Source organism: Bradyrhizobium sp. USDA 4541 (assembly GCF_024171085.1).
In the GTDB taxonomy this organism is placed as follows: domain Bacteria; phylum Pseudomonadota; class Alphaproteobacteria; order Rhizobiales; family Xanthobacteraceae; genus Bradyrhizobium; species Bradyrhizobium australafricanum.
In genome coordinates this window covers 2513447-2536500 of sequence record NZ_JALJZF010000001.1, presented here as the reverse complement: position 1 = coordinate 2536500, position 23054 = coordinate 2513447, and the positions used below count along the sequence as shown (strand labels likewise).

19 protein-coding genes, 1 pseudogene and 1 riboswitch are annotated in these 23054 nt (G+C 65.7%); of the genes and pseudogenes, 10 read left to right on the top strand and 10 right to left on the bottom strand.

Annotated features, from left to right (window positions below; translation table 11 throughout):
• Window positions 1-13: 13 nt before the first annotated feature.
• Window positions 14-2665 carry an ATP-dependent chaperone ClpB gene (clpB, locus tag J2R80_RS11795; RefSeq protein ID WP_076827467.1) on the bottom strand — a complete coding sequence of 884 codons (2652 nt, stop codon included), beginning with the start codon at window positions 2663-2665 and terminating at the stop codon, window positions 14-16.
• 191 nt (window positions 2666-2856) lie between these two features.
• Entirely contained in the window at window positions 2857-3420 is a 564-nt protein-coding gene (locus tag J2R80_RS11790) for an XRE family transcriptional regulator (protein ID WP_076827465.1), read from the bottom strand.
• Between the two features lie 58 nt (window positions 3421-3478).
• Between J2R80_RS11790 and J2R80_RS11785 the strand changes: the two genes are divergently transcribed.
• Together J2R80_RS11785 and J2R80_RS11780 are read left to right on the top strand one after the other, a co-directional pair.
• Window positions 3479-3994: a GNAT family N-acetyltransferase gene (locus J2R80_RS11785; protein ID WP_076827463.1), complete on the top strand. Its 516-nt coding sequence runs from the start codon at window positions 3479-3481 to the stop codon at window positions 3992-3994.
• 55 nt (window positions 3995-4049) lie between these two features.
• Window positions 4050-4841, top strand: a complete 792-nt coding sequence (locus J2R80_RS11780) for an MOSC domain-containing protein (RefSeq protein ID WP_057017861.1) — start codon at window positions 4050-4052, stop codon at window positions 4839-4841.
• 41 nt (window positions 4842-4882) lie between these two features.
• On the opposite strand, the gene J2R80_RS11775 is transcribed toward J2R80_RS11780, so the two are convergent.
• Window positions 4883-5539, bottom strand: a complete 657-nt coding sequence (locus tag J2R80_RS11775) for a TIGR02594 family protein (protein WP_253638606.1) — start codon at window positions 5537-5539, stop codon at window positions 4883-4885.
• A 231-nt stretch (window positions 5540-5770) separates the two neighbouring features.
• On the opposite strand from J2R80_RS11775, the gene J2R80_RS11770 reads away from it, so the two are divergent.
• Complete coding sequence (locus tag J2R80_RS11770; RefSeq protein ID WP_076827459.1) at window positions 5771-6643, top strand: alpha/beta fold hydrolase; 873 nt, start codon at window positions 5771-5773, stop codon at window positions 6641-6643.
• A gap of 91 nt (window positions 6644-6734) precedes the next feature.
• Here the strand turns inward: J2R80_RS11770 and metW are convergent, their stop codons facing one another.
• Entirely contained in the window at window positions 6735-7400 is a 666-nt protein-coding gene (gene metW / locus J2R80_RS11765) for a methionine biosynthesis protein MetW (protein WP_076827457.1), read from the bottom strand.
• The gene (locus tag J2R80_RS11760) at window positions 7397-8602 is read right to left on the bottom strand and encodes a homoserine O-acetyltransferase (protein WP_076827455.1); all 1206 of its coding nucleotides are present in this window, start codon (window positions 8600-8602) and stop codon (window positions 7397-7399) included. The genes metW and J2R80_RS11760 overlap by 4 nt, the downstream gene beginning before the upstream one ends.
• Before the next feature lie 85 nt (window positions 8603-8687).
• Window positions 8688-8767, bottom strand: a riboswitch (SAM riboswitch).
• A 174-nt stretch (window positions 8768-8941) separates the two neighbouring features.
• Here J2R80_RS11760 and J2R80_RS11755 point away from each other — a divergent pair.
• From J2R80_RS11755 to J2R80_RS11735, 5 genes are all read left to right on the top strand, one after another.
• Window positions 8942-9790 (top strand): chorismate mutase, encoded by an 849-nt coding sequence (locus tag J2R80_RS11755; protein ID WP_038385298.1) that lies wholly within the window; start codon window positions 8942-8944, stop codon window positions 9788-9790.
• Window positions 9791-9889: 99 nt separating this feature from the next.
• Window positions 9890-10987 carry a histidinol-phosphate transaminase gene (hisC, locus tag J2R80_RS11750; protein WP_076827513.1) on the top strand — a complete coding sequence of 366 codons (1098 nt, stop codon included), beginning with the start codon at window positions 9890-9892 and terminating at the stop codon, window positions 10985-10987.
• A 4-nt stretch (window positions 10988-10991) separates the two neighbouring features.
• Window positions 10992-11924 (top strand): prephenate/arogenate dehydrogenase family protein, encoded by a 933-nt coding sequence (locus tag J2R80_RS11745; RefSeq protein ID WP_057017866.1) that lies wholly within the window; start codon window positions 10992-10994, stop codon window positions 11922-11924.
• Window positions 11925-12213: 289 nt separating this feature from the next.
• On the top strand, window positions 12214-12648 hold the full coding sequence (locus J2R80_RS11740; RefSeq protein WP_076827454.1) for a VOC family protein: 435 nt from the start codon (window positions 12214-12216) through the stop codon (window positions 12646-12648).
• 246 nt (window positions 12649-12894) lie between these two features.
• Window positions 12895-13746, top strand: a complete 852-nt coding sequence (locus J2R80_RS11735) for a hypothetical protein (protein ID WP_141340956.1) — start codon at window positions 12895-12897, stop codon at window positions 13744-13746.
• 35 nt (window positions 13747-13781) lie between these two features.
• Here the strand turns inward: J2R80_RS11735 and J2R80_RS11730 are convergent.
• The 4 genes and pseudogenes from J2R80_RS11730 to J2R80_RS11715 form a co-directional block, all read right to left on the bottom strand.
• Window positions 13782-14770, bottom strand: a pseudogene (locus J2R80_RS11730) (Bug family tripartite tricarboxylate transporter substrate binding protein).
• Window positions 14771-14865: 95 nt separating this feature from the next.
• On the bottom strand, window positions 14866-15372 hold the full coding sequence (locus J2R80_RS11725) for a hypothetical protein (protein WP_076827451.1): 507 nt from the start codon (window positions 15370-15372) through the stop codon (window positions 14866-14868).
• Between the two features lie 239 nt (window positions 15373-15611).
• The gene (locus J2R80_RS11720; RefSeq protein ID WP_244558796.1) at window positions 15612-17180 is read right to left on the bottom strand and encodes a hypothetical protein; all 1569 of its coding nucleotides are present in this window, start codon (window positions 17178-17180) and stop codon (window positions 15612-15614) included.
• 286 nt (window positions 17181-17466) lie between these two features.
• Window positions 17467-18654 carry a DUF2125 domain-containing protein gene (locus J2R80_RS11715; RefSeq protein ID WP_076827446.1) on the bottom strand — a complete coding sequence of 396 codons (1188 nt, stop codon included), beginning with the start codon at window positions 18652-18654 and terminating at the stop codon, window positions 17467-17469.
• 153 nt (window positions 18655-18807) lie between these two features.
• On the opposite strand from J2R80_RS11715, the gene J2R80_RS11710 reads away from it, so the two are divergent.
• Window positions 18808-19404 (top strand): gamma-glutamylcyclotransferase, encoded by a 597-nt coding sequence (locus J2R80_RS11710; protein ID WP_057017872.1) that lies wholly within the window; start codon window positions 18808-18810, stop codon window positions 19402-19404.
• Window positions 19405-19421: 17 nt separating this feature from the next.
• On the opposite strand, the gene J2R80_RS11705 is transcribed toward J2R80_RS11710, so the two are convergent.
• Window positions 19422-19655 carry a hypothetical protein gene (locus J2R80_RS11705; protein ID WP_141340958.1) on the bottom strand — a complete coding sequence of 78 codons (234 nt, stop codon included), beginning with the start codon at window positions 19653-19655 and terminating at the stop codon, window positions 19422-19424.
• Window positions 19656-19719: 64 nt separating this feature from the next.
• Here J2R80_RS11705 and J2R80_RS11700 point away from each other — a divergent pair, with 64 nt between their 5' ends.
• A complete protein-coding gene (locus tag J2R80_RS11700; protein WP_076827444.1) occupies window positions 19720-23022 on the top strand; it encodes an efflux RND transporter permease subunit in 3303 nt (1100 codons plus the stop codon).
• Window positions 23023-23054: the final 32 nt, after the last annotated feature.

Sequence of the window (23054 nt, the reverse complement as noted above, 5' to 3'; positions counted from 1 at the left end):
GCTATCGAAACGCTCAGTTCAGCTTGCGCTTCGAGACCGGGGCCTCGAACTGCACGATCTCGGCGGTTTTGGGCACCTGACCGTTGAAGGTCAGCACGTTGCCCTTCTCCGAGATCACGACATGATCGCCGTCCTTGACCTCGCCGGCGAGGATCATCTCGGCCAGCGGATCCTGCACGCTGCGCTGGATCACCCGCTTCAGCGGGCGGGCGCCGTAAGCCGGATCCCAGCCCTTCTCCGCGAGCCAGTCCCGCGCCTTGGGGTCCAGCGTGAGCTCGATCTTGCGATCCTCGAGCAGCTTGGTCAGCCGCGCGAACTGGATCTCGACGATACGGCCCATCTCGCTCTTCTGCAGGCGGTGGAACAGGATGATCTCGTCGATGCGGTTCAGGAATTCCGGCCTGAAATGCGCCCGCACGACGCCCATCACCTGATCGCGGACCGCCGCGGTGTCCTCGCCCTCCGGCTGATTCACCAGGAACTCCGAACCGAGATTCGAAGTCATGATGATCAGCGTGTTGCGGAAGTCGACGGTGCGGCCCTGACCATCGGTCAGGCGGCCGTCATCGAGCACCTGCAACAGCACGTTGAAGACGTCGGGATGCGCCTTCTCGATCTCGTCGAACAGCACGACCTGGTAGGGCCGGCGCCGCACGGCTTCGGTCAGGGCACCGCCCTCGTCGTAGCCGACATAGCCGGGAGGCGCGCCGATCAGCCGCGAGACCGAGTGCTTCTCCATGAACTCGGACATGTCGAGGCGGACCATCGCGGTCTCGTCGTTGAACAGGTCAGCGGCGAGCGCCTTGGTCAGCTCGGTCTTGCCGACGCCGGTGGGGCCTAAGAACATGAACGAGCCGGTCGGCCGGTTCGGATCCTGCAGGCCCGCGCGGGCACGGCGCACGGCGGTTGCCACCGCACGCACGGCTTCAGCCTGGCCGACGACGCGCTTGGCGAGACTGTCCTCCATTTTCAGGAGCTTGTCCTTTTCGCCCTCGAGCATCTTGTCGACCGGCACGCCGGTCCAGCGCGAGACGACCTGCGCGATGTGGTTGGCGGTGACCGCCTCCTCCATCATCTCGCCGCCGCTCGGCTTGCTGTTCGCTTGCGCCTCGATGTCGGCGAGCTTCTTTTCCAGCTCGGGAATCCGGCCATAGGCCAGTTCGCCCGCCTTCTGGAATTCGCCGCGACGCTGCGCATTGGCCAGCTCAACGCGGAGCGCGTCGAGTTCGCTCTTCAGCTTCTGGGCATTGGAGAGCTTGTTCTTCTCCGCGCTCCAGCGCGCCGTCAGCGCCGTCGATCGCTCCTCGAGCCCTGCGAGTTCCTTCTCCAGGGTCTGCAAGCGGCTCTTGGAGCCGGCATCGTTCTCCTTCTTCAGCGCCTCCTGCTCGATCTTCAGCCGGATGATGTCGCGATCGAGCGAATCGAGCTCTTCCGGCTTCGAATCAACCTGCATCTTCAGCCGCGCCGCCGCCTCGTCCATCAGGTCGATGGCCTTGTCCGGCAGGAAGCGGTCGGTGATGTAGCGGTTCGACAGCGTGGTCGCGGCCACCAGCGCGGAGTCGGTGATGCGCACGCCGTGATGCTGCTCGTATTTGTCCTTGAGGCCGCGCAGGATCGAGATGGTGTCCTCGACCGTCGGCTCGCTGACATAGATCGGCTGGAACCGGCGAGCCAGCGCCGCATCCTTCTCGACATGCTTGCGGTACTCGTCGAGCGTGGTCGCACCGATACAGTGCAACTCACCACGCGCGAGCGCAGGCTTCAGGAGGTTGGACGCGTCCATTGCGCCGTCGGTCTTGCCGGCGCCGATCAGGGTGTGCATCTCGTCGATGAACAGGATGATGCCGCCCTCGGCCGACGAGACCTCCTGCAGCACGGATTTCAGCCGCTCCTCGAACTCGCCGCGATATTTCGCGCCGGCGATCAAGGCGCCCATGTCGAGCGACAGCAGCTTCTTGTCCTTCAAGCTCTCCGGCACGTCGCCATTGAGGATGCGCAGCGCCAGGCCCTCGACAATGGCGGTCTTGCCGACGCCGGGTTCACCGATCAGGACGGGATTGTTCTTGGTCCGCCGCGACAGAACTTGAATCGTGCGGCGGATCTCCTCGTCGCGGCCGATCACCGGGTCGAGCTTGCCGTCGCGCGCAGCCTGGGTCAGGTCGCGGGCATATTTCTTCAGCGCGTCGTAAGCGTTCTCGGCGGTCGCACTGTCGGCGGTGCGGCCCTTGCGCAGCGCTTCGATGGCCGCGTTCAGGTTCTGCGCCGTGACGCCGCCCTTGCTCAGGATCGAGGCCGCCTCGCTGCCCTTCTCGAGCGTGAGCCCGAGCAGCAGCCGCTCGACGGTGACAAAACTGTCGCCGGCCTTGTCGGCGGCCTGTTCCGCCGCATCGAAGGCGCGCGCCAGCTCCGGCGACAGGTAGACCTGTCCGGCGCCATTGCCCGAGACCTTCGGCAGCTTGTTCAGCGCCTCTTCGGTCGCTTTCAGGATCGCTCCGGAATTGCCGCCGGCACGGTCGATCAGACCGCCGGCGAGCCCCTCATTGTCGTCCAGCAGTACCTTCAACAGATGCAGCGGCGAGAACTGCTGGTGACCGTCGCGCATTGCGAGCGACTGGGCAGACTGGATGAATCCGCGCGCGCGCTCGGTGTACTTCTCAATGTTCATTCGTTTTCCCTCGGCCTGCCGTCACCACCCATTCAGGCATGGTTCCGGCATCTTCATTGGGTTTCCGCGGGCCGCGTTGACGTTCCTCAACCAGCCTCTGGTCGTCGCCATCATTTTTCAGGCTTGCCGCAGATGTGGGCACTTGGTTCCAAAACGGAAGAGCCACAGCCTGCGATTTCGCCCGGTGAAGCTCAGCGCCGCACGATGGCGACAAGGTAGCGGCAAGGCTGAGCGGTTTCGTTACGGAAGACGATGTCCGACGGCGGACCGAGCTCGACGCGGTCGCCCGCAGCGAGCTCGTGGCGCTCCGCTCCTTCCATCAAGGTGAGGCGGCCGCTGATCACCCAGACCACCTGGCGGACCAAGTGATAGGCGCTGGCGGGGAAGCCGGCTTCCTGCCTCGCAGGCAGTTCGATCTCCACCAGCTCCAGCGGATTGGCCGGATGCAGGAACACTTGCCGCCGCAGATAGGCCGCCTTCGGATCTCGCCACACCGGCTGATCCTTGGCCCGCTGCAGGCGGGAATTTCGTGAGGCAACCTCGAACAGCGCGGCCATGGTCAGGCCATAGGCCGTGGCGATCCGCGACAGCGTCGCCGCCGTCGGGCTTGCCTCCGCCCGCTCGATCTTGCTGAGCATGGCCTTGGACACGCCCGCCCGCCCGGCGAGGTCCGCCAGCGACCAGCCGCGGCCCTCCCGTTCGGCGCGAACCCGCCGCCCGAGAGCCTCATCGGCCTTGTCCTCTATAATTGACATATCGTCTTATATAATAGACGATGGGGATCCGTTCAAGAGGCCCGTCAAGGAACCACCGATGATTATCCGCCCCGCCACAGAGCAGGACATCCCTGCGATTACCGCGATCTTCAACGAGGCGGTCGCCAACTCGAATGCGATCTGGACGGAGAAGCAGGATTCCGAGGCCGAGCGGCTGGCCTGGATGACGGCGCGGCTGGCTCTGGGCTATCCCGTGCTGGTGGCCGTCGAGGGGACGACGGTGCTCGGCTACGGCACATTCGGCGACTTCCGGGCCTTCCCGGGCTACCGCTACAGCGTCGAGCACAGCGTCTATATCCATGCCGATCATCGCGGCCGCGGCCTCGGCCGGATCATCGTCGACGAGCTGATCGCCGCGGCCACCGCGCTCGGCAAGCACGTCATGATCGCCGGCATCGACGGCGGCAATCTCGCCTCGCTGCGGCTGCACGCGCGGGCCGGCTTTGTCGAGGTCGCCCGGATGCCGGAGGTCGGACGCAAATTCGGCCGCTGGCTCGATCTCGTGTTCATGCAACGCCTGCTGGACGCTCCTGGAGCGGCGCGCGCCGACTAGTACCTTCCCGCGGGCGGCAGTTCTCCTCGCACGCCAAACAGGCTAGAGCGGGCGAATGGACAACACGCACGCTTCCTCTGCCCGGATCACCGGCATCTATCGCTACCCCGTCAAGGGTCTCACGCCCGAGCCGCTGCCGCACGCAGAGCTCAAGGCCGGCGAGACGCTCCGCTCCGATCGCCGCTATGCGATCGAGAACGGCCCGAGCGGTTTCGATCCCTCGGTGCCGAAATGGCTGCCGAAGCCGCATTTCCTGATGCTGCAGCGGGACGAGTGGCTGGCGCCGCTGCGCGCCCATTTCGACGATGACAGCCATGTGCTGACGCTGCGCCGGGATGGCGCGATGGTGGCCCAGGGCGACCTCGAGACCGCGGAAGGCCGCGCGGCGATCGAACGCTATTTCGCCAATCGTCATACCGGCCAGATCAAGGGCCCGCCCAAGGTGCTGGTCAGCCCCGGGCACAGTTTCTCCGATGTGCCGCGCAAGGTGGTCTCGATCATCAATCTGGCCAGCCTGCGGGCGATCGAGGAGATGGTGCAGGCGCCGGTCCATCCGCTGCGCTTCCGCGCCAACCTCTATGTCGAAGGCTGGCCGGCCTGGCATGAAGCCAGCCTGCTCGACCAGACCATCGCGATCGGCAGCGCCCGGGCCAGGGTGGTGAAGCGCATCACCCGCTGCGCCGCGGTCAATGTCGATCCCGACACCGGCGCGCGCGACCTCTCGGTGCCGAACACGCTGATGCAGCGTTTCGGCAACAATGAGTGCGGCATCTATGCCGAGATCATCAGCGATGGCGGCGCCGCCGTCGGCGACACGATTGCCGCTGAGGGACCTGTAGCGTCGTAGGCCGGGCAAGGCGCGTGCGCGCCCCGCCCGCTTTCGAGCGATCAGTTGGTCGGCATCACATAGGCGTAGATGCGGCCGCGCGAGACCCGCGTCTCGCGGACGCGGTGGCCGCTGTTGCCCGAGATCATGATCGGATTGCCCTTGGCATCGACGCCGGTGATGATGCCGACATGGCCGCCGCCGCGGCGGCTCATCACGGCGATGGCGCCGACCTGCGGTCCCGAAACGCGCGTGCCGTATTTGGCGAACGAGCTCGCCATGTCGGAGCCGGTGCCGCGACGGCCGGTGTGCTGCAGCACCATGTTCATGAAGCGGGCGCACCACAGGCTGGAGCGGCCGGTCGGATTGCCGCCGAGATAGCGGCGCGCCTCGGCCACGATGCCGGACGAGCCGAAGCCGCTTGCCGCAATCACGCCGCCCGTGTTGGGCACGGGGTCAGGCAACGGCGCTGCGTTGGTTTCGATGATCCCGCCCGGCTGCGCGAGTGCGCGGCGCTCGGCGCGCGACAGCCGCGCTGCGGGCCGATAGTGATGACGGGCATAATGACGCGCGTGATGGCCGGCATGGGCCGAATGCGCGTGACGGGAATGATGCGGACGGGCGGATGCCGGTGCGGCGGAGATCACGGCGAGAGTGAGCGAACACAGAGCCAGCGCCAAAACACGAAGTGACCGGCGACACGCAAGCAACTGAACCATACTTCACTAGATCCTCTGTAACGCCCCCCAATTCCCCGTCGCGTTCCCGGGGGAACACGGCGGTGGTTTTGAAAATCGGGATGGCGCGAGGAAGATTTCATGCGGCACTGCGGGACCAATTTCTTGGTCATTCCGCGATGATTCGATGACGAGAAAGGAACCGGAACTGCCGCATTGCGGCCTCGAAAATTAACTGCAAATCTGGAGGCGGCCAACGAGAGGAGAATTTCAATGCCCTACGCCACGACGAAAGATCATGTCCGCCTCCACTTCGAAGAGGCCGGCAGCGGAACCCCGATCATCTTCCTGCACGAGTTCGCCGCTGATCACACCAATTGGGAGCCGCAGATGCGCTACTTCGCGCGCGGCCACCGCTGCATCGCCTATTCGGCGCGCGGCTACACGCCGTCCGACGTGCCTGCGAGTGCCGACGTTTACACCTACCAGCACTTCTATACCGACGCGCTCGCCGTGCTCGACCATCTCGGCATCGCCAAGGCGCATTTCGTCGGGCTCTCGATGGGCTCCTATTCGTCGCTGCAGATCGCCCTCAACGCGCCGGAGCGCGCGCTGTCGATGACGCTGGCCGCGGTCGGCTCCGGCTCAAGCCTCGAGCATCTCGATGCCTTCCGCGCGCAGTGCCGTGCCAATGCCGAGCAATACGAGAGCATCGGCGCGGTCGAGGTCGCCAAGGTGACGCGCGAAGCGCCGAGCCGGATTCCGTTCCTGGTCAAGGATCCGCGCGGCCACGCCGATTTCTACGCCGCGCTCGCCCGCCACGACGCCAGAGGCTCAGCCAACACGATGCGCAGCTTCCAGGGCGGCAGGCCCTCGATCTACACCATGACCGACGCCATCAAGCGCGCCGCGACGCCGGCGCTGATCCTGTGCGGCGACGAGGACGACAATTGCATCGCGCCCAGCATGTTCCTGAAGCAGCATCTGCCGGCCGCCGGCCTCTCGTTCTTCCCGAAGTCGGGCCACGTGCTCAACCTCGAGGAGCCGGCGCTGTTCAACGAGATGGTCGAGCGCTTCATCGCGCTGGTCGAGGCCGGCCGTTGGCCGGTACGCGATCCGCGGTCGCTGGTGGCGGCGCCGGTGTAGTCCTGTCATTCCGGGGCGATGCGCAGCATCGAACCCGGAATCTCGAGATTCCGGGTTCACACTTCGCGTGCCCCGGAATGACGCCATGACGTCACTTCCCCTGCCCACCCCGGCTGAGCAGGAACACGCCCTGCTCGCCGAACATGTTCCACACCCACCACGGCAGGTTGAGCGGCACCGGACGGCCGTAGAGATCGAGCGCCACCGCGCGCTCCATCTTGACGTTGATCTCCTCGCAGAGCTGCACGAAATCCTTGATGGTGCAGAAGTGGATGTTCGAGGTGTCGTACCAGCTCGCCGGCAAATTCTCGGTGCGCGGCATGTGGCCCCCGATCAACAGCTGCAGCCGCATCCTCCAGAACCCGAAATTCGGGAACGAGACGATGGCGCGCTGGCCGATGCGCAGCAGATTTTCCAGCACCACCTTGGGCTGTCGCGTCGCCTGCAAGGTCTGCGACAGGATCACGTAGTCGAACGCATCATCCGGATAATTGACGAGGTCGGTGTCGGCATCGCCCTGCACCACCGCGAGCCCCTTGGCGACGCAGCCATTGACACCCTCGCGCGACAGCTCGATGCCGCGGCCGTCGATGCCGCGGCTTTCCAGCAGTTGCAGCAATTCGCCGTCGCCGCAGCCGACATCGAGCACGCGCGAGCCCGGCCGCACCATGTCGGCGACCAACAGATGATCGGTGCGATAGCCGCCGGTCCGCTCCGGCGCGATACCCGGCAAGGGCAATGTCTGCTGCATGCTCATGACCGGCCGCCGTCCTTCAGGCCGCGCGCCTTGCCTGCGGCCAGCAGGAAGGCACGGGAGATCTCGAGGAATTCGGGCACGTCGAGCAGGAAGGCGTCGTGCCCCTTGTCGGTCTCGATCTCGGCGAACGACACCCGCGCGCTCGACGCGTTCAGCGCATGCACCAGCGCGCGCGATTCCGAGGTCGGAAACAGCCAGTCGCTGGTGAACGACACCACGCAGAACCGCGTTTGGATGCCGGTGAACGCCTTCGCCAGCACGCCGTTGTGGTCGGCGGCGATGTCGAAATAGTCCATCGCGCGGGTCAGATAGAGATAGGAGTTGGCATCGAAGCGCTCGACAAAGGACGAGCCCTGGTAGCGCAGATAGCTCTCGACCTGGAAATCCGCATCGAACGAGAAGGTCGGCAGCTCGCGGTCCTGCATCCGCCGTCCGAACTTGCGGTGCAGCGCGGCGTCCGAGAGATAGGTGATGTGCGCGGCCATCCGCGCCACCGCCAATCCGCGGTGCGGATGGGTGTCCTCGTCGACATAGCGGCCGCCGCGCCAGTCCGGATCGGCCATCACGGCCTGGCGGCCGAGCTCGTGGAACGCGATGTTCTGCGCCGAGTGGCGCGTCGAGCAGGCGATCGCGAGCGTCGAGAACACGCGCTCCGGATAGGCCGCGGTCCATTGCAGGACCTGCATGCCGCCCATCGAGCCGCCGACCACGCAGAACAGCGTCGTGATGCCGAGACGATCGATCAGCATCGCCTGCGCACGCACCATGTCGGGGATGGTGATGATCGGGAAATCGAGTCCCCACACCTTGCCGGTCGCGGGGTTCAACGACGCAGGGCCGGTCGAGCCCATGCAGCCGCCGATCACATTGGAGCAGATGATGAAGTACTTGTCGGGATCGATCGGCCGGCCGATGCCGACCATGGTCTCCCACCAGCCGGGCTTGCCAGTGACGGGATGGATGTTGTTGACATGCTGATCGCCGGTCAGCGCGTGGCAGACCAAGATCGCGTTGGAGCGGTCGGCATTGAGCTCGCCATAGGTCTGGTAGGCGATCTGGAATGGTGCGAGATCGACGCCGCAATCGAGCTTGAGCGGCTGGTCCATCCCGAACTTCGCCACCAATGACGACGGATGGTCGGCCTCATGGGCGCGATCATCGCTCGGGGTTTGTGGGCTCGGTATCGGACGCACGTTGCTCATCTAGGCGACCCTGCCTCCGCGCGGGAGGGCTCGACGGACCTCAGGCCAATAAAAAACCCGGCCTGAACAAAGGTTCGGCCGGGAGCTGATAAGGTCCCCGGCCTGTTTAGCGAGTTGTTTAACGTGGCTGCAAGCCGGCCGGCTCAAATGACCACGGGACGCAGGGAACGTAGTCCCCACGCCCCCCGCCGTCAAGACAGCCCTGCCCACGGCCAATTGGTTAACCGAATGCGCAAGGCACGCCTGCGACGTTTCTCTTTGCTTTCGCTGCCCGTCTTTCCTAATCAGGGACCCTGTCCGACGCGGCACCGGGCCGCCCCGACGACAAGGTTTGAGAGCATGTCCAACCCACCCCCGTCGCCGCCCTCGCTGCAGGATCTGCGCAAGGAGATCGATGCGATCGACGAGCAGGTACACCGCCTGCTGATGGCGCGCGGCGACATCATCGACCGCCTGATCCAGGTCAAGAAGACCCAGGAGGTCGGCTCGGCATTCCGCCCGGCACGCGAGGCCAGCATGATGCGCGAGCTGGTGCGGCGTCATCGCGGCATCCTGCCGCTCGACACCATCGAGAGCATCTGGCGCGTCATCATCTCGACCTTCACCTATGTGCAGGCGCCGTTCGCGGTGCATGCCGATGTTTCGGTCGGCGAGTCGGCCATGCGCGACTCGGCGCGGTTTCACTTCGGCTTCGTGGTGCCTTACGTGTCGCATTTCAGCGCACAGGCCGCGGTCGAGGCGGTGGCGAAGTCGAAGGGCGACCTCGCGCTGGTCTCCGCGATCGCAAGCCGTACGCCGTGGTGGAATGCGCTCGAGGCCAGTGGCGCGCCGAAGATCATCGCGCGGCTGCCGTTCCTCGAACGCGCCGACCATCCCGCCGCGCTGCCGGTGTTCGTGATCTCGCGGGTCGCCGACGACGCCATGGTCACCGAAGTGCAGACCTGGAGCGTGCGCGTCTCCGGCTGGAACGCCGATGTCGCCCGGGCGCTTGCGCCGCTCGCCGAGATCGTCGCGGTCCCCGACACCGCTTTCGACGGCGCGGCGCTCCTGGTCTCGGTCACCGGACACGATTTCGAGGCCATCAAGCTCGCCCTGATCAAGGCCGGCGCCTCGGTCCGCTCGTCGGCCCTCGTCGGCAGCCACGCAACGCGCTATACGGTGCCCTCTAACGGATCGGCCAGGACCTGAAGTAAGAGCCAGCCGCCCGTCCAGGCTTTTGTTTTGACGCGTTTTCTTCACGCGAACCGGTATCCACTTCGCTCGAAAACGCTCTGTTCGGAGTTGATGATGTCCCGCCCCGTGCCGAACCCCGGCATCCTCGATATTGCGCCCTACACGCCCGGCAAGAGCCCGGTGCCGGAACCGGGCCGCAAAGTGTTCAAGCTGTCCGCCAACGAGACGCCGTTCGGGCCGTCTCCGAAGGCGATCGCGGCCTACAAGGCGGCGGCTGACCATCTCGAGGACTATCCGGAGGGGACCTCACGCGTGCTGCGCGAGGCGATCGGCCGCGCCTACGGGCTCGATCCCGACCGCATCATCTGCGGCGCCGGCTCCGACGAAATCCTCAACCTGCTGGCGCACACCTATCTCGCGCCCGGCGACGAGGCGATCTCGACCACCCACGGCTTCCTGGTTTACCCGATCGCCACCATGGCGAACGGCGCCAGGAACGTGATCGCGGCCGAGACCAATTTCACGGCCGACGTCGACGCCATACTCAAGGTGGTGACGCCGCGCACGAAACTGGTCTGGCTCGCCAACCCGAACAATCCGACCGGCACCTACATCCCGTTCGACGAGGTCAAACGGCTGCGCGCCGCGCTGCCGTCGCATGTGCTGCTGGTGCTCGACGCCGCCTATGCCGACTACGTCTCGCGCAACGACTACGAGCTCGGCATCGAGCTGGTCGCGACCACGGACAACACGGTGGTGACGCACACCTTCTCGAAGATCCACGGCCTTGCGGCGCTGCGGATCGGCTGGATGTTCGGGCCGGCGCATATCGTCGATGCCTGCAACCGTATCCGCGGTCCGTTCAACGTCACGACGCCGGCGATGCTGGCGGCGGTGGCGGCGATCGAGGACTCGGCGCATGTGCAGATGTCGCGAACCCACACCGAACAATGGCGCAACTGGCTGACCGAGCAGATCGGCAAGCTCGGGCTGAAGGTGACGCCGAGCGTCGCCAATTTCGTGCTGATCCATTTCCCGACCGACAAGGGCAAGACCGCGGCGGAAGCCGACGCCTATCTCACACGGCGCGGCCTCGTGCTGCGCGCACTCAACAATTACAAGCTGCCGCATGCGCTGCGCATGACCATCGGCACCGAGGAGGCCAACCGCCTCGTGGTCGAGGGGCTGCGCGACTTCCTGGCCGGAAAGTGACATCGTGACCACCGCCCCGCTCTTCCAACGCATCGCGCTGATCGGCTTCGGCCTGATCGGCGGCTCGATCGCGCGCGGCGCGCGCGCGCAAGGGCTGGTCGGCGAGATCGTGACCACCGCGCGCTCGGAGAAGACGCGTGCGCGCGTCGCCGAACTCGGCATCGTCGATCGCGTCGTCGAGACCAACATCGAGGCGGTGAAGGATGCCGACCTCGTCATCCTCTGCATCCCGGTCGGCGCCTGCGGCCCGGTCGCCGCTGAGATCGCGCCGCATCTGAAGCCCGGCGCGATCATCTCCGACGTCGGCTCGGTGAAGGGCGCCGTCGTCAAGGACATGGCGCCGCATCTGCCTGACGGCGTCCACTTTGTCCCGGCGCATCCGGTGGCCGGCACCGAGCATTCGGGGCCGGATTCCGGCTTCGCCGAGCTGTTCATCAACCGCTGGTGCATCCTCACCCCGCCCGAAGGCACCGATCCCGCGGCGACCGACCGATTGCGAACGTTCTGGGCCGCGCTCGGCGCCAAGGTCGAGATCATGACGCCCGACCATCATGACCTCGTGCTCGCGATCACCAGCCATTTGCCGCATCTGATCGCCTACACCATCGTCGGCACCGCCGACGAGCTGGCGCAGGTGACGGAATCCGAGGTCATCAAATTCTCCGCCGGCGGCTTCCGCGACTTCACCCGCATCGCGGCCTCGGACCCGACGATGTGGCGCGACGTATTCCTCGCCAACAAGGACGCCGTGCTCGAGATGCTCGGCACCTTCAACGAGGATCTGTCGAAGCTGACCCGCGCGATCCGGCGCGGCGACGGCGAAGCGCTGTTCGACCACTTCACCCGCACCCGCGCCATCCGCCGCGGCATCGTCGAGACCGGCCAGGACTCCGCCGCACCCGACTTCGGCCGGCCGCATGCGAATTTGGAGAAGTAGCCGGGGCGACTCTTTCCATTCGTCGTCCCGGCGAAAGCCGGGACCCATACTCCGCGGCGGGTGTGGTTGACGGGACTCGTCGTTTCAGCTTCGCGCAACGATGCAGCGAAACCCATCATTGGCGCCGCGGGCTTAAATCGATGGGTTTCGCTTCGCTCTACCCATCCTACAATTGGAGTTGCCCGTCGGATTGTGTCGCCGCAGGGCCGACCCGCCTACCGGCGGACGGAGCGAGCTGATAGCCTCCAGCAGGAAAGCCGGCGCGTCGCTGATGACAGGGAGCGATCAGATGATACTCAGTCCGGATCATGTGACTATCGCAGTGGCAGATGCCGGCCCGGCGATCGAATTCTTCGCGCTGCTCGGCTTCAAGAAGACTCACGTCGCGACCATCGACGGCGGCGTTCCCGCCCGGTACATGGGCATGCCGGCCATGAGAGCGCAGCACATCACCCTCGCACTCGAAGGAGCGGATTTCGAAATCCAGCTGCTTCAGTTCGACCCGCTCCCGGGGACCGATCCGGGGATGCACCCGACCAATCTGCGAAAGCTGGGCTTCAATCACCTCGCCTTCCGCGTCGACGACATCGAGGCGGCCACCGCGCACCTGGTGGCCAACGGTGTCACCATGCTGAGCGAGGTGATGGACTACATCAGCCGGAAGCTCCGGCTGTTCGAGGGCCCGGAGGGCATCACCTTCGAGTTGGTCCAGCGGGACGCCTGAGACTACGCTGGCCAGGGCCGTTTGCATTGCCCCAAGCGGCGCAGAATGATGTCGGCTTTTGACCCGAGCGGACCCGATCTTCGGCTAGCCCGGGCCAATATCCCGCCCCATTATCACGAGACCTCGGGCGCGCTATCATCCGGCCATTCTTTAGACAAGACTGAAGGGAGTGCTGGAGGCTGATCGCCCCTGACGGATAGCCGAGTCGGCACTCTTGGGTGACATTGGACGGAAAGGGAAACGTCAATGAACTCCACGCCCACTCCGAACCCAGTTGGATCGAACGATAGCCCGAGCGCGCGCGCCGACGAACGACTCGCGGAAGCCCAAAAGCAGATTGCGCGCGCCGATGAAGAACTCACGCGCTTGAGTGAACAGCTCGCAAGAATGGAGCGCGATGCCGCGTCCCACCCGTCGGCAAAGCCAAACCCGCCCTCGGTCGGACCCAACCCCGTTTCTTCCGGGCCCAGCCCTGCTTCTTCCGGACTTGCCTCGCAATCGCGGCCCGGAAGACCGGTATTCCGCGCCCTCACCGCCTTGTCGGTGGCAGCATGTATCGTGGTCGCTGCCCTGGCTTTGCAGTCGTCATATGGCGGGGAAGCCAAGCTGCTTGTCGCCCGTTGGGCGCCGCAGCTCGTTTCAACTCCAGCATTGCCGCCGGATGATCCGCAGCCTCCGGCGCAGCCCGCTCCACCTGCCGTTCAGGTCGCCGCGGCAGACGCCGCTCCGCCCCAAGCGACGCCGTTGCCTCAGACCGCACCACCGCAGGACGCCGCGCCGACGGCCAACACAGCCCTTCCCGATCAGACGCAGCTGCTGCAAACGATCGCACGCGACCTCGCAAATGTTGAGCGAAATATCGAGCAACTAAAGGCGAACCAGCAACAGATGGCCCGCGAGAGCTCCAAAGCCATTGAGGAACTCAAGGCGAGCCAAGAAGAAATGAAACGAGCGCTCGCGAAGGTTTCCGAGCCGAAGGCGTCACCGGCTCCGACGCAGCCGGCGCCGGCCGCGCGCAAGCCCGAGCGGACGTCTATCCCGCCATACGCAAGAGCGCGGCCTCGTATCCCGAGGGAGTGGTTCTACGACGAATGGTGACCGTCGATGCAGCCATCCTTCAGTTCCGGATCGCTTCAAGCCGGCGGCAGGCCGAGTGACTGCGCGGCCTCCATCCAGACCGGCAATTCACGCTGATACAGCGCATTGCTGTCCTTGAAGCCGATCGCGGGCTCCAGCACGAAGGTCGCGAGCACCTCCTTCACCTTCGGATCGTTATTGGCGGCGACGCAAATCTCCGACAGCCGATCGACGATCGGCTGCGGCGTCGCCTTCGGCAGTGCCCAGCCCGAGAACCGCTCACGGTGAAGAACTTCGACGTCGCGCCCTGCTCGGGCAGCGTCCTGATCTCGGGGATCGCGTCGACCTTCTTCGAATGCACCCCAAAAACGACGCCGCGACCGCTTTGCAGGACGGTTTGCGCGGCGGTGTAGCTGCCCATCGCGACATCGAGCGTACCTTCCGCGAGCCCGGTCCACATCGGTGCTTCGCCGCGATAGTGGATCGGCTCGATGGTGAGGCCATACTGCTTGTTGAGCTCGTTGATCGTCATGTGCGGCGCGGAGCCCGCGCTATAGGTGCCGAAATTCACCTTGCCGCTGCTGCGCGCATAGGCGACGAATTCCGCCAGTGTCTTGACGCCCAATTTCGGGCTCGCGACCAGCAGCAGCCCGGCGCCCGGGATCACGCTGACCAGCGTCAGATCCTTGTCCATGTCGTAGCCGGGGTTCTTCATCATCGCGCGGTTCATCACGTAAGTGGTCGAGATCGAGCACAGGATGGTGTGACCGTCAGGCGCGGCGCGCGCCACCTCGGCGGCGCCGATCGAGCCCGAGGCGCCCGCCTTGTTCTCGATGACGACGGTTTGCCCGACTTGCCTTGCGATGAATTCGCCGAAGGCGCGTGCCAGGAGATCGGTCTGCCCGCCGGCGGGGTAGCTGCAGATCATGCGGATTTGCCGCGAGGGCCAGGCGGCTTGCGCCGAGGCGCCGCGCGGCAGGAAGGGCATCGCAGCGGCCGCGGTTCCGGCAGCGATGACGTGACGGCGGGTGAATTTCGCTGGCATGAAGTCCCTCCCCGATTTTTTGGTGAGGGTATCGCATCGGCCGATCGCAGCTACGGGACAGATTGGCGCAGCGGGCCGCAGGTCTGCGACCGTGCTCACCGCCGCAGCCGTTGATCCCGGATCGGCCGCGTCGACATCGCGGCGGCGTTCGCCAGCCGCTGACGGCCGACGAGACCGGCGGTCGCCAGCATGATGCCGCCGCCGAACCACCAGGTGCCGATCACGAACTCCCAGGCGCGCGGCGGAATCTCGTCGAACACGATGCCGTAGACCGACACCAGCGCAGCCAGCGCGGCAAGGAAGATGCCGCCCGCGCTCATCAGCTCGACGGCATCGATGCGACCCGTGCCGCGCATCACCGGCTTGGGAACATCGATGCCGAGATAGAAGCCGACTGCACCGATCACGATCGTCGTCGCGATGAAGCCGAGCGTGCCGAAGACAGCGACATGGCCCTTGGCGAGCTGGGCGGCGACGAAGGTGCCGGCCATGGCACCGGCCATCGCGAGGCCAGTTCGCTGCAGCACATGCGCGGCGCGGCTGACCATCATCAGTTCGCGCGCGATCACGGCCCTCTGCTTCGGTCTGGTCACGATCCTCATGTGCGGTGTTCCTTTGCCGGTGGTGCACTCCCTCTCCCCGTTCTTACGGGGTCGAGACAAGCGAAGCGTGCTCTTGGAGGGTTGGGGTGAGGGGCCGTCTCCGCATGGATGGTGATAGCAACGTTTGCGGAGGCTCCCCCTCACCCGGGGCGCATCTAACGATGCGCTCCGACCTCTCCCCGCGCGCGGGGCGAGGTAACCAGAGTTCGTAGCTCGGCTCGAAATGACATCGTCACGCCCTAGAACGGGTAGTAGCGGATCTGGGTCATGACGATGTGGTCGTCGGTCTTCGGCGCGCCGCCGACACCCTGGAAGGCGAAGCGCTGGGTGTAGGAATATTGCGCGCCGGCCTTGATGGTGCCGTAGGAGCCCTTGAAGATCGTGTCGTAGAAGCCCGCGGTGTACTGCCTCACCTCCGAAGTGTTGCCGTTGCAGGTCGCGGCCGGCGAGTTCTCGATGTTGCAGCCGAGGTTGTTGTAGAGCGGATTGCCGTAGCCGAACGGCACCGTGCCGACATTGGAGAAGGTCGCCTTGGTCTGTTCGAGCCCGGCATAGGCGTAGAGATCGAGCGACGGCGTCGTGTGCCAGACCGAGCCGACCAGGAAAGCCGTGATCGGCAGCGGCTGGATCGAGCCGTCCTGGCGCACGGTTGCATCCGGGAATGGCGTTGCGGTGAAGCGGCCCAGCGCACCGTAGGAGGCGGAGGCCTGCACCTCGAGCAGCTTCGGCACGATCTCGGCCGAGAGGTGGCCGCCGAAGCTGACCGTGTTGACGTCGTGATTGGCGAAGTTGAAGCGATCATAGAAGTCGCGGTAGAGCGCCCACGCCTCGACATGCAGCTTGTAGGGCCCGAGCCGCGGATCCCACGCGCCCTTCACGGTGAAATCCGGAACGTGGTTGAGGCTGACATTGTTCAGGCTGTTGAAGAAGCTGCCGCCCGGACCGGTGAGATTGACCAGCAGATTCGGATTGAGCACGCCCTGCGGGCCAACCGCCGGCGTGCCGACCAGCGGGTTGTTGCCGCCGAAAAAGGATGTCTGCGGATTCTCCGCCGAGACCGCGAGCTTGAACTCCGGCCCGATATCCTGCCAGACCCGGACGCCGGGTTGGCGCGCGCCGAGAAAGCCCGGCACCAGCTCGAAATCGATCACGCCCGGCGTATCGGCGCCTCGCGGATCGATGCCGGCCTTGCTCGGCGTGTTCAGCGACCATGATTGGCCGGCGAGGACATGCAGGCCGAGATCGCTGCGGTCGATCTCGATGCTGGCCTGCCGCAGCCGCGGATTGAACGAATTGGTCGCGACCGAATTGGCGGTCTGCGCCGCGCCCTCGAAATCGAGCTCGCCATAGCCGGCGACGTGGATGTTCTCCGTGGCGTTGGCTTCGGCGAGCACCGAGAAGCGGGTCTGGCGCGCGGTGAAGCGCGACTCGCCGGTGTTGTAGTTCTTGCTCTGCGGGAACGGGATGAAGTTGTAGACCGAGCCCGAATCGGAGGCGAGGTTGCGGCTGCGATAGATGCCGGTGAGATCGACCCAGCCGCCGAAGGTGAAGGTGACGCCCTTGTAGCAGAGCTTGCCCGATGCGCAGGGATCGAACGGCACCGGCGCCTTCGCCGTCATCTGCGCGTTCTGAATTGCGTTCTGTCTTGCGGCCAGCGCCTCCTCCTTGCGCGCCTGCGTCTCCATTTTCTGCTCGAGCTGCTTGAGCCGTGCCTTCAGCGCACGCAGCTCGGACGCATCGTCCTCCGCCAACGACGGACCTGCCGACAGCAGCATGCTGCCGAGCAGAATTCCCCCGAGAATTCGCATCGCTTCTCCTCCACACGAGGTTGCTTCCTCAGGCGAGAGAGCGGTACTCGGGGAGTGATATTCGCGCCGGGGCGCATTATTCCGGTCACGTTTTTCTCATCGCGGCGGCGGGAATAGATCGCGGTAATCGACGATAGCGCGCGAGGAGATAGTGAGCGGCCTTACCGGTAAGCTCTGTCATTGCGAGCGAAGCGAAGCAATCCATCGCGCGGCATATGCGGAGCCATGGATTGCTTCGTCGCTATCGCTCCTCGCAATGACGGATGTTTCCGCAGCGTCCATCCGCTCAGAACAGCGGCGGAATCTGCGCGACTTTCAGCGGCCCCAAGAACACCGCGCCGTCGGCGAAGCGCAGCGGGAAGCTGCGCGCCTTCTTGCCTTCGAGGGTAGCCTCGGTGCCGAGCGAATTGACGCCGGCGGAAATGCCGGCATTGGCGTTCTGCTTGATCACCTTGCCGAGGCCGGGGATGGCGCGATCCAGCGCGCCAAAGAGATTGCTGAGGTCCTGGCTCTTCACGCCGGGCGCGACGCGATCAAGCGTTGCCTGCGGCACGCCCTCCTCCAGCATCTTGTCGATGCCGAGCGCGGGGATGACGCGCTCGAGGCCGGCGACCGTCATCTGCAATTCGCCCTCGATGCGACCCTGCGCGTTGAGGCGCAGCGTGCCGGCCGCGACCGACAGCACATCGCCCTGCTCGATCCGCGACTGCTGGATCTCGACGCTGCCGCCGGCGGCCTGGATCTCGCGGAAGCGATCGGGCCAGGGTTTCGGCGAGAAATCCTTCAGGCCATTGAGCCGCGCATGGATGTCGGCGTTGAACGGCTGGGCGAGCAGCGGATGCACCTCCTGCAAGGTGCCGCCGGCAATCTGCAGCACGGCCTCGATCGCCGGACTGTCCGGCGCCGAGCCGTCGACCTGCCTGCCGTGCAGCTCGATGTGATTGACCCGCGCCAGCGGCGCCGGCGCCGCGCCGCCGGTGCGGTCGATGGCGAGATCGTCGAACACCAGCGAGGCGCGCTGCGGCGGCGCCGGCAGGCCGACCACGCTGCTGCGTGCCTTGCTCCAGCTCACCGACAGCGTCGGCTGCGCGCCGCGCTCGGCGATCGTGGCCGGGCCCTTGAATTCGGCGATCACGAGCTTGGGATCGTAGACCTGCGCCACGACCAGGATCTCGGCGAGCCGCGCCACGAACGCCATCTGCGGCGCGGCGGTCTGCGAGACCAGCATCACGCTCGGATCGGTGCAGCGGACCTCGAACCGGAACGGGTAGCCCGCCACCGAACGGTCGCCGCAATCATAGACCCGGCCGGCCTTCGCCTCCTGCGCGCGCCAGGCATCGGCCTGCACGCCGACCTGCGAGGCGGCGAAGAACCAGAAGCCGCTCCATGCGACCGCGGCGATCAGGACCGCGACGGGGACGGCATAAAGGCCGAAGCGCGAGCGGCGGCGGGGGGCGGAGGTCTGATCCGACATGCAGGTCCTTTGGCGGGCGAATTTGTCAAAATCTAAGCGGCCGCGGGCCTTGAACAAGCCCCGAGCAACCCTTGAGCGAGCCTTCAGCAAGCCTTGGAAACATCACGGAATCCGCTTCGCTTCGACGGCCCGTTCTGCTAGCCCATCAGCGCGATGTCAGCAAATCCTCCCCATTCCGAAACCGACGGCGACCTCTGGGTGTTCGGCTATGGCTCACTGATGTGGAAGCCGGGCTTCGAGTTCCTGGAACAGGTGCCGGCGCGGCTGATCGGCGAGCATCGCGCGCTCTGCGTCTATTCGTTCGACCACCGCGGCACGCCGGAGAAGCCGGGCCTGGTGCTCGGGCTCGACCGCGGCGGCGCCTGCCGCGGCATCGCATTCCGCGTCGCCGCCCGCCTGCGCCACGACACCATCGCCTATTTGCGCGGACGCGAGCAGACCACCAACGTCTATCGCGAGGTGATGCGCTCGGTGTGGCTGGAGAATGCGGCGCGCGAGCGCGTCAGCGCGCTGGCCTATGTGGTCGATCGCGGTCATGTGCAATATGCCGGGCGGCTGTCGCTCGCCGAGCAGCAGCGCCTGGTGCTGCAGGGCCATGGCCGCTCCGGCAACAACCGCGACTATGTGCTCTCGACAGTGGCCTCGATCGAGAAGCAGGGCTTTCGCGACACGCAGCTGCACCAGCTAGCGACGATGCTGCATGATGCCCACGCGGCGCGTCACCCGCTGCAGGATGCCCGGGATGCGTAAGGCTGCGTCGCGAGGCTCTACTTAGTTCGCTTGGCCAACCGTCGTTTAACGACCTCGCCGAGCGGACTATCCGGCGACTTGCGGAATGCCTTGAGCTTCTTCATTTGGCCTTTGCGCAGTGCTTGCGACTGCGCTTCGCCACCATCATCGATCAGCCTTTGTAAACGGGTTTTGCCAGATCCTCGTTTTTCGGCGTGCGCCGCGGTGCATCCGGCAAATCGCGGCGGCGGTATGGCGCCGCCCTGTGACATTTAGGCTTTTGCATCCCGGCGCGGACGGATAGAAGCTGATCCGCAAACAGCGCTCGCAAATTCGATGAACCTCTCCGCCCCCTTTGTCCGACGGCCGGTCGGCACCACGCTGCTGTCGCTTGGACTGGTGGTGGCGGGCATCATTGCGTTCTTCAAGCTGCCGGTGTCGCCGCTGCCCGACGTCGACATCCCGACCATCATGGTGCAGGCGACCCTGCCCGGCGCCAGCCCGGCCGACGTCGCCTCCACGGTGGCAAGCCCGCTCGAGCGCCACCTCGGCCAGATCGCCAGCGTCACCGAAATGACGTCGGTGTCCTCGCTCGGCTCTGCCCGCATCACGCTGCAGTTCGATATCGACCGCGACATCAACGGCGCTGCGCGCGACGTGCAGGCGGCGATCAACGCGGCGCGGGCGGACCTGCCGACCAACCTGCGCGCCAACCCGACCTACCGCAAGTTCAACCCGGCCTCGGCGCCGATCCTGATCTACACCTTGACCTCGGACACGCTGACGCCGGCCGAGCTCTATGACGCCGCCTCGACCGTGCTGGCGCAGAAGTTGTCGCAGGTCGAGGGCGTCGGCGAAGTCTCGGTCGGCGGCGGCTCGCTGCCGGCGGTGCGCGTCGAGCTGATCCCGCCGGCGCTGTACAAATACGGCATCGGGCTCGAGGACGTCCGCGCCGCGCTCTCGAGCGCCAATGCGCACAGCCCGAAGGGCGGCATCGACGTCGGCAACCAGCGCTACCAGATCTACGCCAACGACCAGGCCCGCAAGGCGGCCGACTACAGGCCGCTGGTCGTCGCCTACCGCAACGGCGCGGCGGTGCGCCTGACCGATGTCGGCGACGTGATCGATTCCGTCGAGAATGTGCGCACGCTCGGCCTTTCCAACGGCAAGCCGGCCGTCGTGATGATCGTGTACCGGCAGCCGGGCGCCAACATCATCAAGATGGTCGACACCGTGAAAGGGCTGATGCCGCAGCTGAAGGCCTCGGTCTCGCCTGCGGTTGACATCACCCTCGCGATGGACCGCTCGAAGACAATCCGGGCCTCGCTGCACGACGTCGAGATCACGCTGTTGATCGCGGTGGCGCTGGTGATCCTTGTGGTGTTCGCCTTCCTGCGCAATGCCCGGGCCACGCTGGTCCCGGTGGTGGCGGTCGGCGTGTCATTGATCGCGACGTTCGCCGTGATGTATCTACTCGGCTACACGCTCGACATCTTCTCGCTGATGGCGCTGACGGTGGCGACCGGCTTCGTGGTCGACGACGCCATCGTGGTGCTGGAGAACATCACCCGGCACATGGACGCCGGGCTGTCGCGGCTCGAGGCCACGCTGGTCGGCACCCGCGAGGTCGGCTTCACGGTGCTGTCGATGAGCGTGTCGCTGATCGCGGTGTTCGTGCCGATCCTGCTGATGGGCGGCCTGGTTGGCCGCCTGTTCCGCGAATTCGCCATGACCATCACGATCGCGATCGTGATCTCGCTGGTGGTCTCGCTGACCACGACGCCGATGATGTGCGCGGTACTGCTGCGCAAGGAGGAGGGCCGGCCGCACGGCCGGATCTACCGGATCAGCGAACGCATCTTCGAGCTGATGCTGAACGGCTACCGCGCGACGCTCGGCCTCGCGCTGCGCCATCCGCTCCTGGTGATGCTGATCCTCTGCTCGACGCTCTATTTGAACTTCCATCTCTACAAGGTGGTGCCCAAGGGCTTCGTGCCGCAGCAGGACACCGGATTGCTGGTCGGCTCGATCCAGGCCGACCAGAGCACCTCGTTCCAGCTGATGCAGCAGAAGCTGACCCAGTTCATCGACATCGTGAAGTCGGATCCGGCGGTCGACACCGCGGTCGGCTTCACCGGCGGCGGCGGCGTGGGTCCCGGCGGCACCAACACCGGCACCGTGTTCGCCTCGCTGAAGCCGATGGACGAGCGCCGGCTGCGCGCCGACAAGGTGATCGAGCGGCTGCGCGAGCCGTTGGCAAGCGTCGCGGGCGCCACGCTGTTCCTGCAATCGATCGGCGACCTCGGCGCCGGCGGACGCTCGGGCAATGCGGCGTATCAGTACACGCTGAAGGGCTCGACCTTCGAGGAGCTGAACGAGTGGACGCCGAAGCTCGTCGCGGCATTGCAGAAGGAGCCGACGCTCGCCGACGTCAACAGCGACCAGCAGAACAAGGCGCTGCAAGCCAATCTGATCATCGATCGCGACGCCGCCTCCCGGCTCGGGATCACCGTCAGCCAGCTCGACAACACGCTCTATGACGCGTTCGGGCAGCGCCAAGTCTCGACCATTTTCGTCGCGCGCAACCAGTATCATGTCATCATGGAGGTCGCGCCGCGTTTCTCGCAGGACCCGCAGACCCTCAAGGAGGTCTATATCTCGACCTCGGGCGGCTCGGCGAGCGGCACGCAGAGCACCAATGCCGTGGCCGGCACGGTGGCCTCGTCCTCGCAAAAAAGCTCGGTCAGCGCGGTCGCCGCCAATGTGGTGCGCAACCAGGCCACCAATTCGATCGGCGCCACCGGAAAGGGCGTCGCATCGACCGGTACCGCGGTCTCCACCAGCGCGGAGACCATGATCCCGCTGTCGAGCGTCGCAAGCTTCGAGCACGGCGAGACGCCGCTTTCCGTCAACCACCAGGATCTCCTGGTCTCGAGTACCATCTCGTTCAACCTGCCGCCGGGCGTCTCGCTGAGCACAGCGACCACCACGATCGAGAACGCGATGCACGCGCTCGGCATGCCCGCGGGCATTTCCGGCGGGTTTGCGGGCTCCGCGAAAATCTTCCAGCAGGCGCTGGCGAACGAGCTGTTCCTGATCCTCGCCGCGCTGGCGACGATCTACATCTCGCTCGGCATGCTCTACGAGAGCTACATCCACCCGCTGACCATCCTCTCCACTTTGCCCTCGGCAGGCGTCGGCGCGGTGGCGGCCTTGATGCTGTCGCACACCGATTTCGACATCATCGGCATGATCGGGGTGATCCTCTTGGTCGGCATCGTGAAGAAGAACGCCATCATGATGATCGACTTCGCTCTCGATGCCGAGCGCCAGCGCGGGCTGTCGTCGCGCGATGCGATCTACGAGGCCTGCCTGATGCGCTTCCGGCCGATCATGATGACGACGCTGGCTGCCTTGTTCGGCGCGGTGCCGCTGATGATCGGCCTCGGCGAAGGCAGCGAACTGCGTCAGCCGCTCGGCATCGCGATCTTCGGCGGCCTGATCCTGAGCCAGATCCTGACGCTCTACACGACGCCGGTGGTCTATCTCTATCTCGACCGTGCCAGGCTCTGGACCCAGCGCCGCCGCGCCGCGCGCCGCGCACGCCGGGCCGCGGCATCAAGCGCCGCCGGTCGTTGACAGACCGGTATCGATGTTGCCAACCTTGCGCC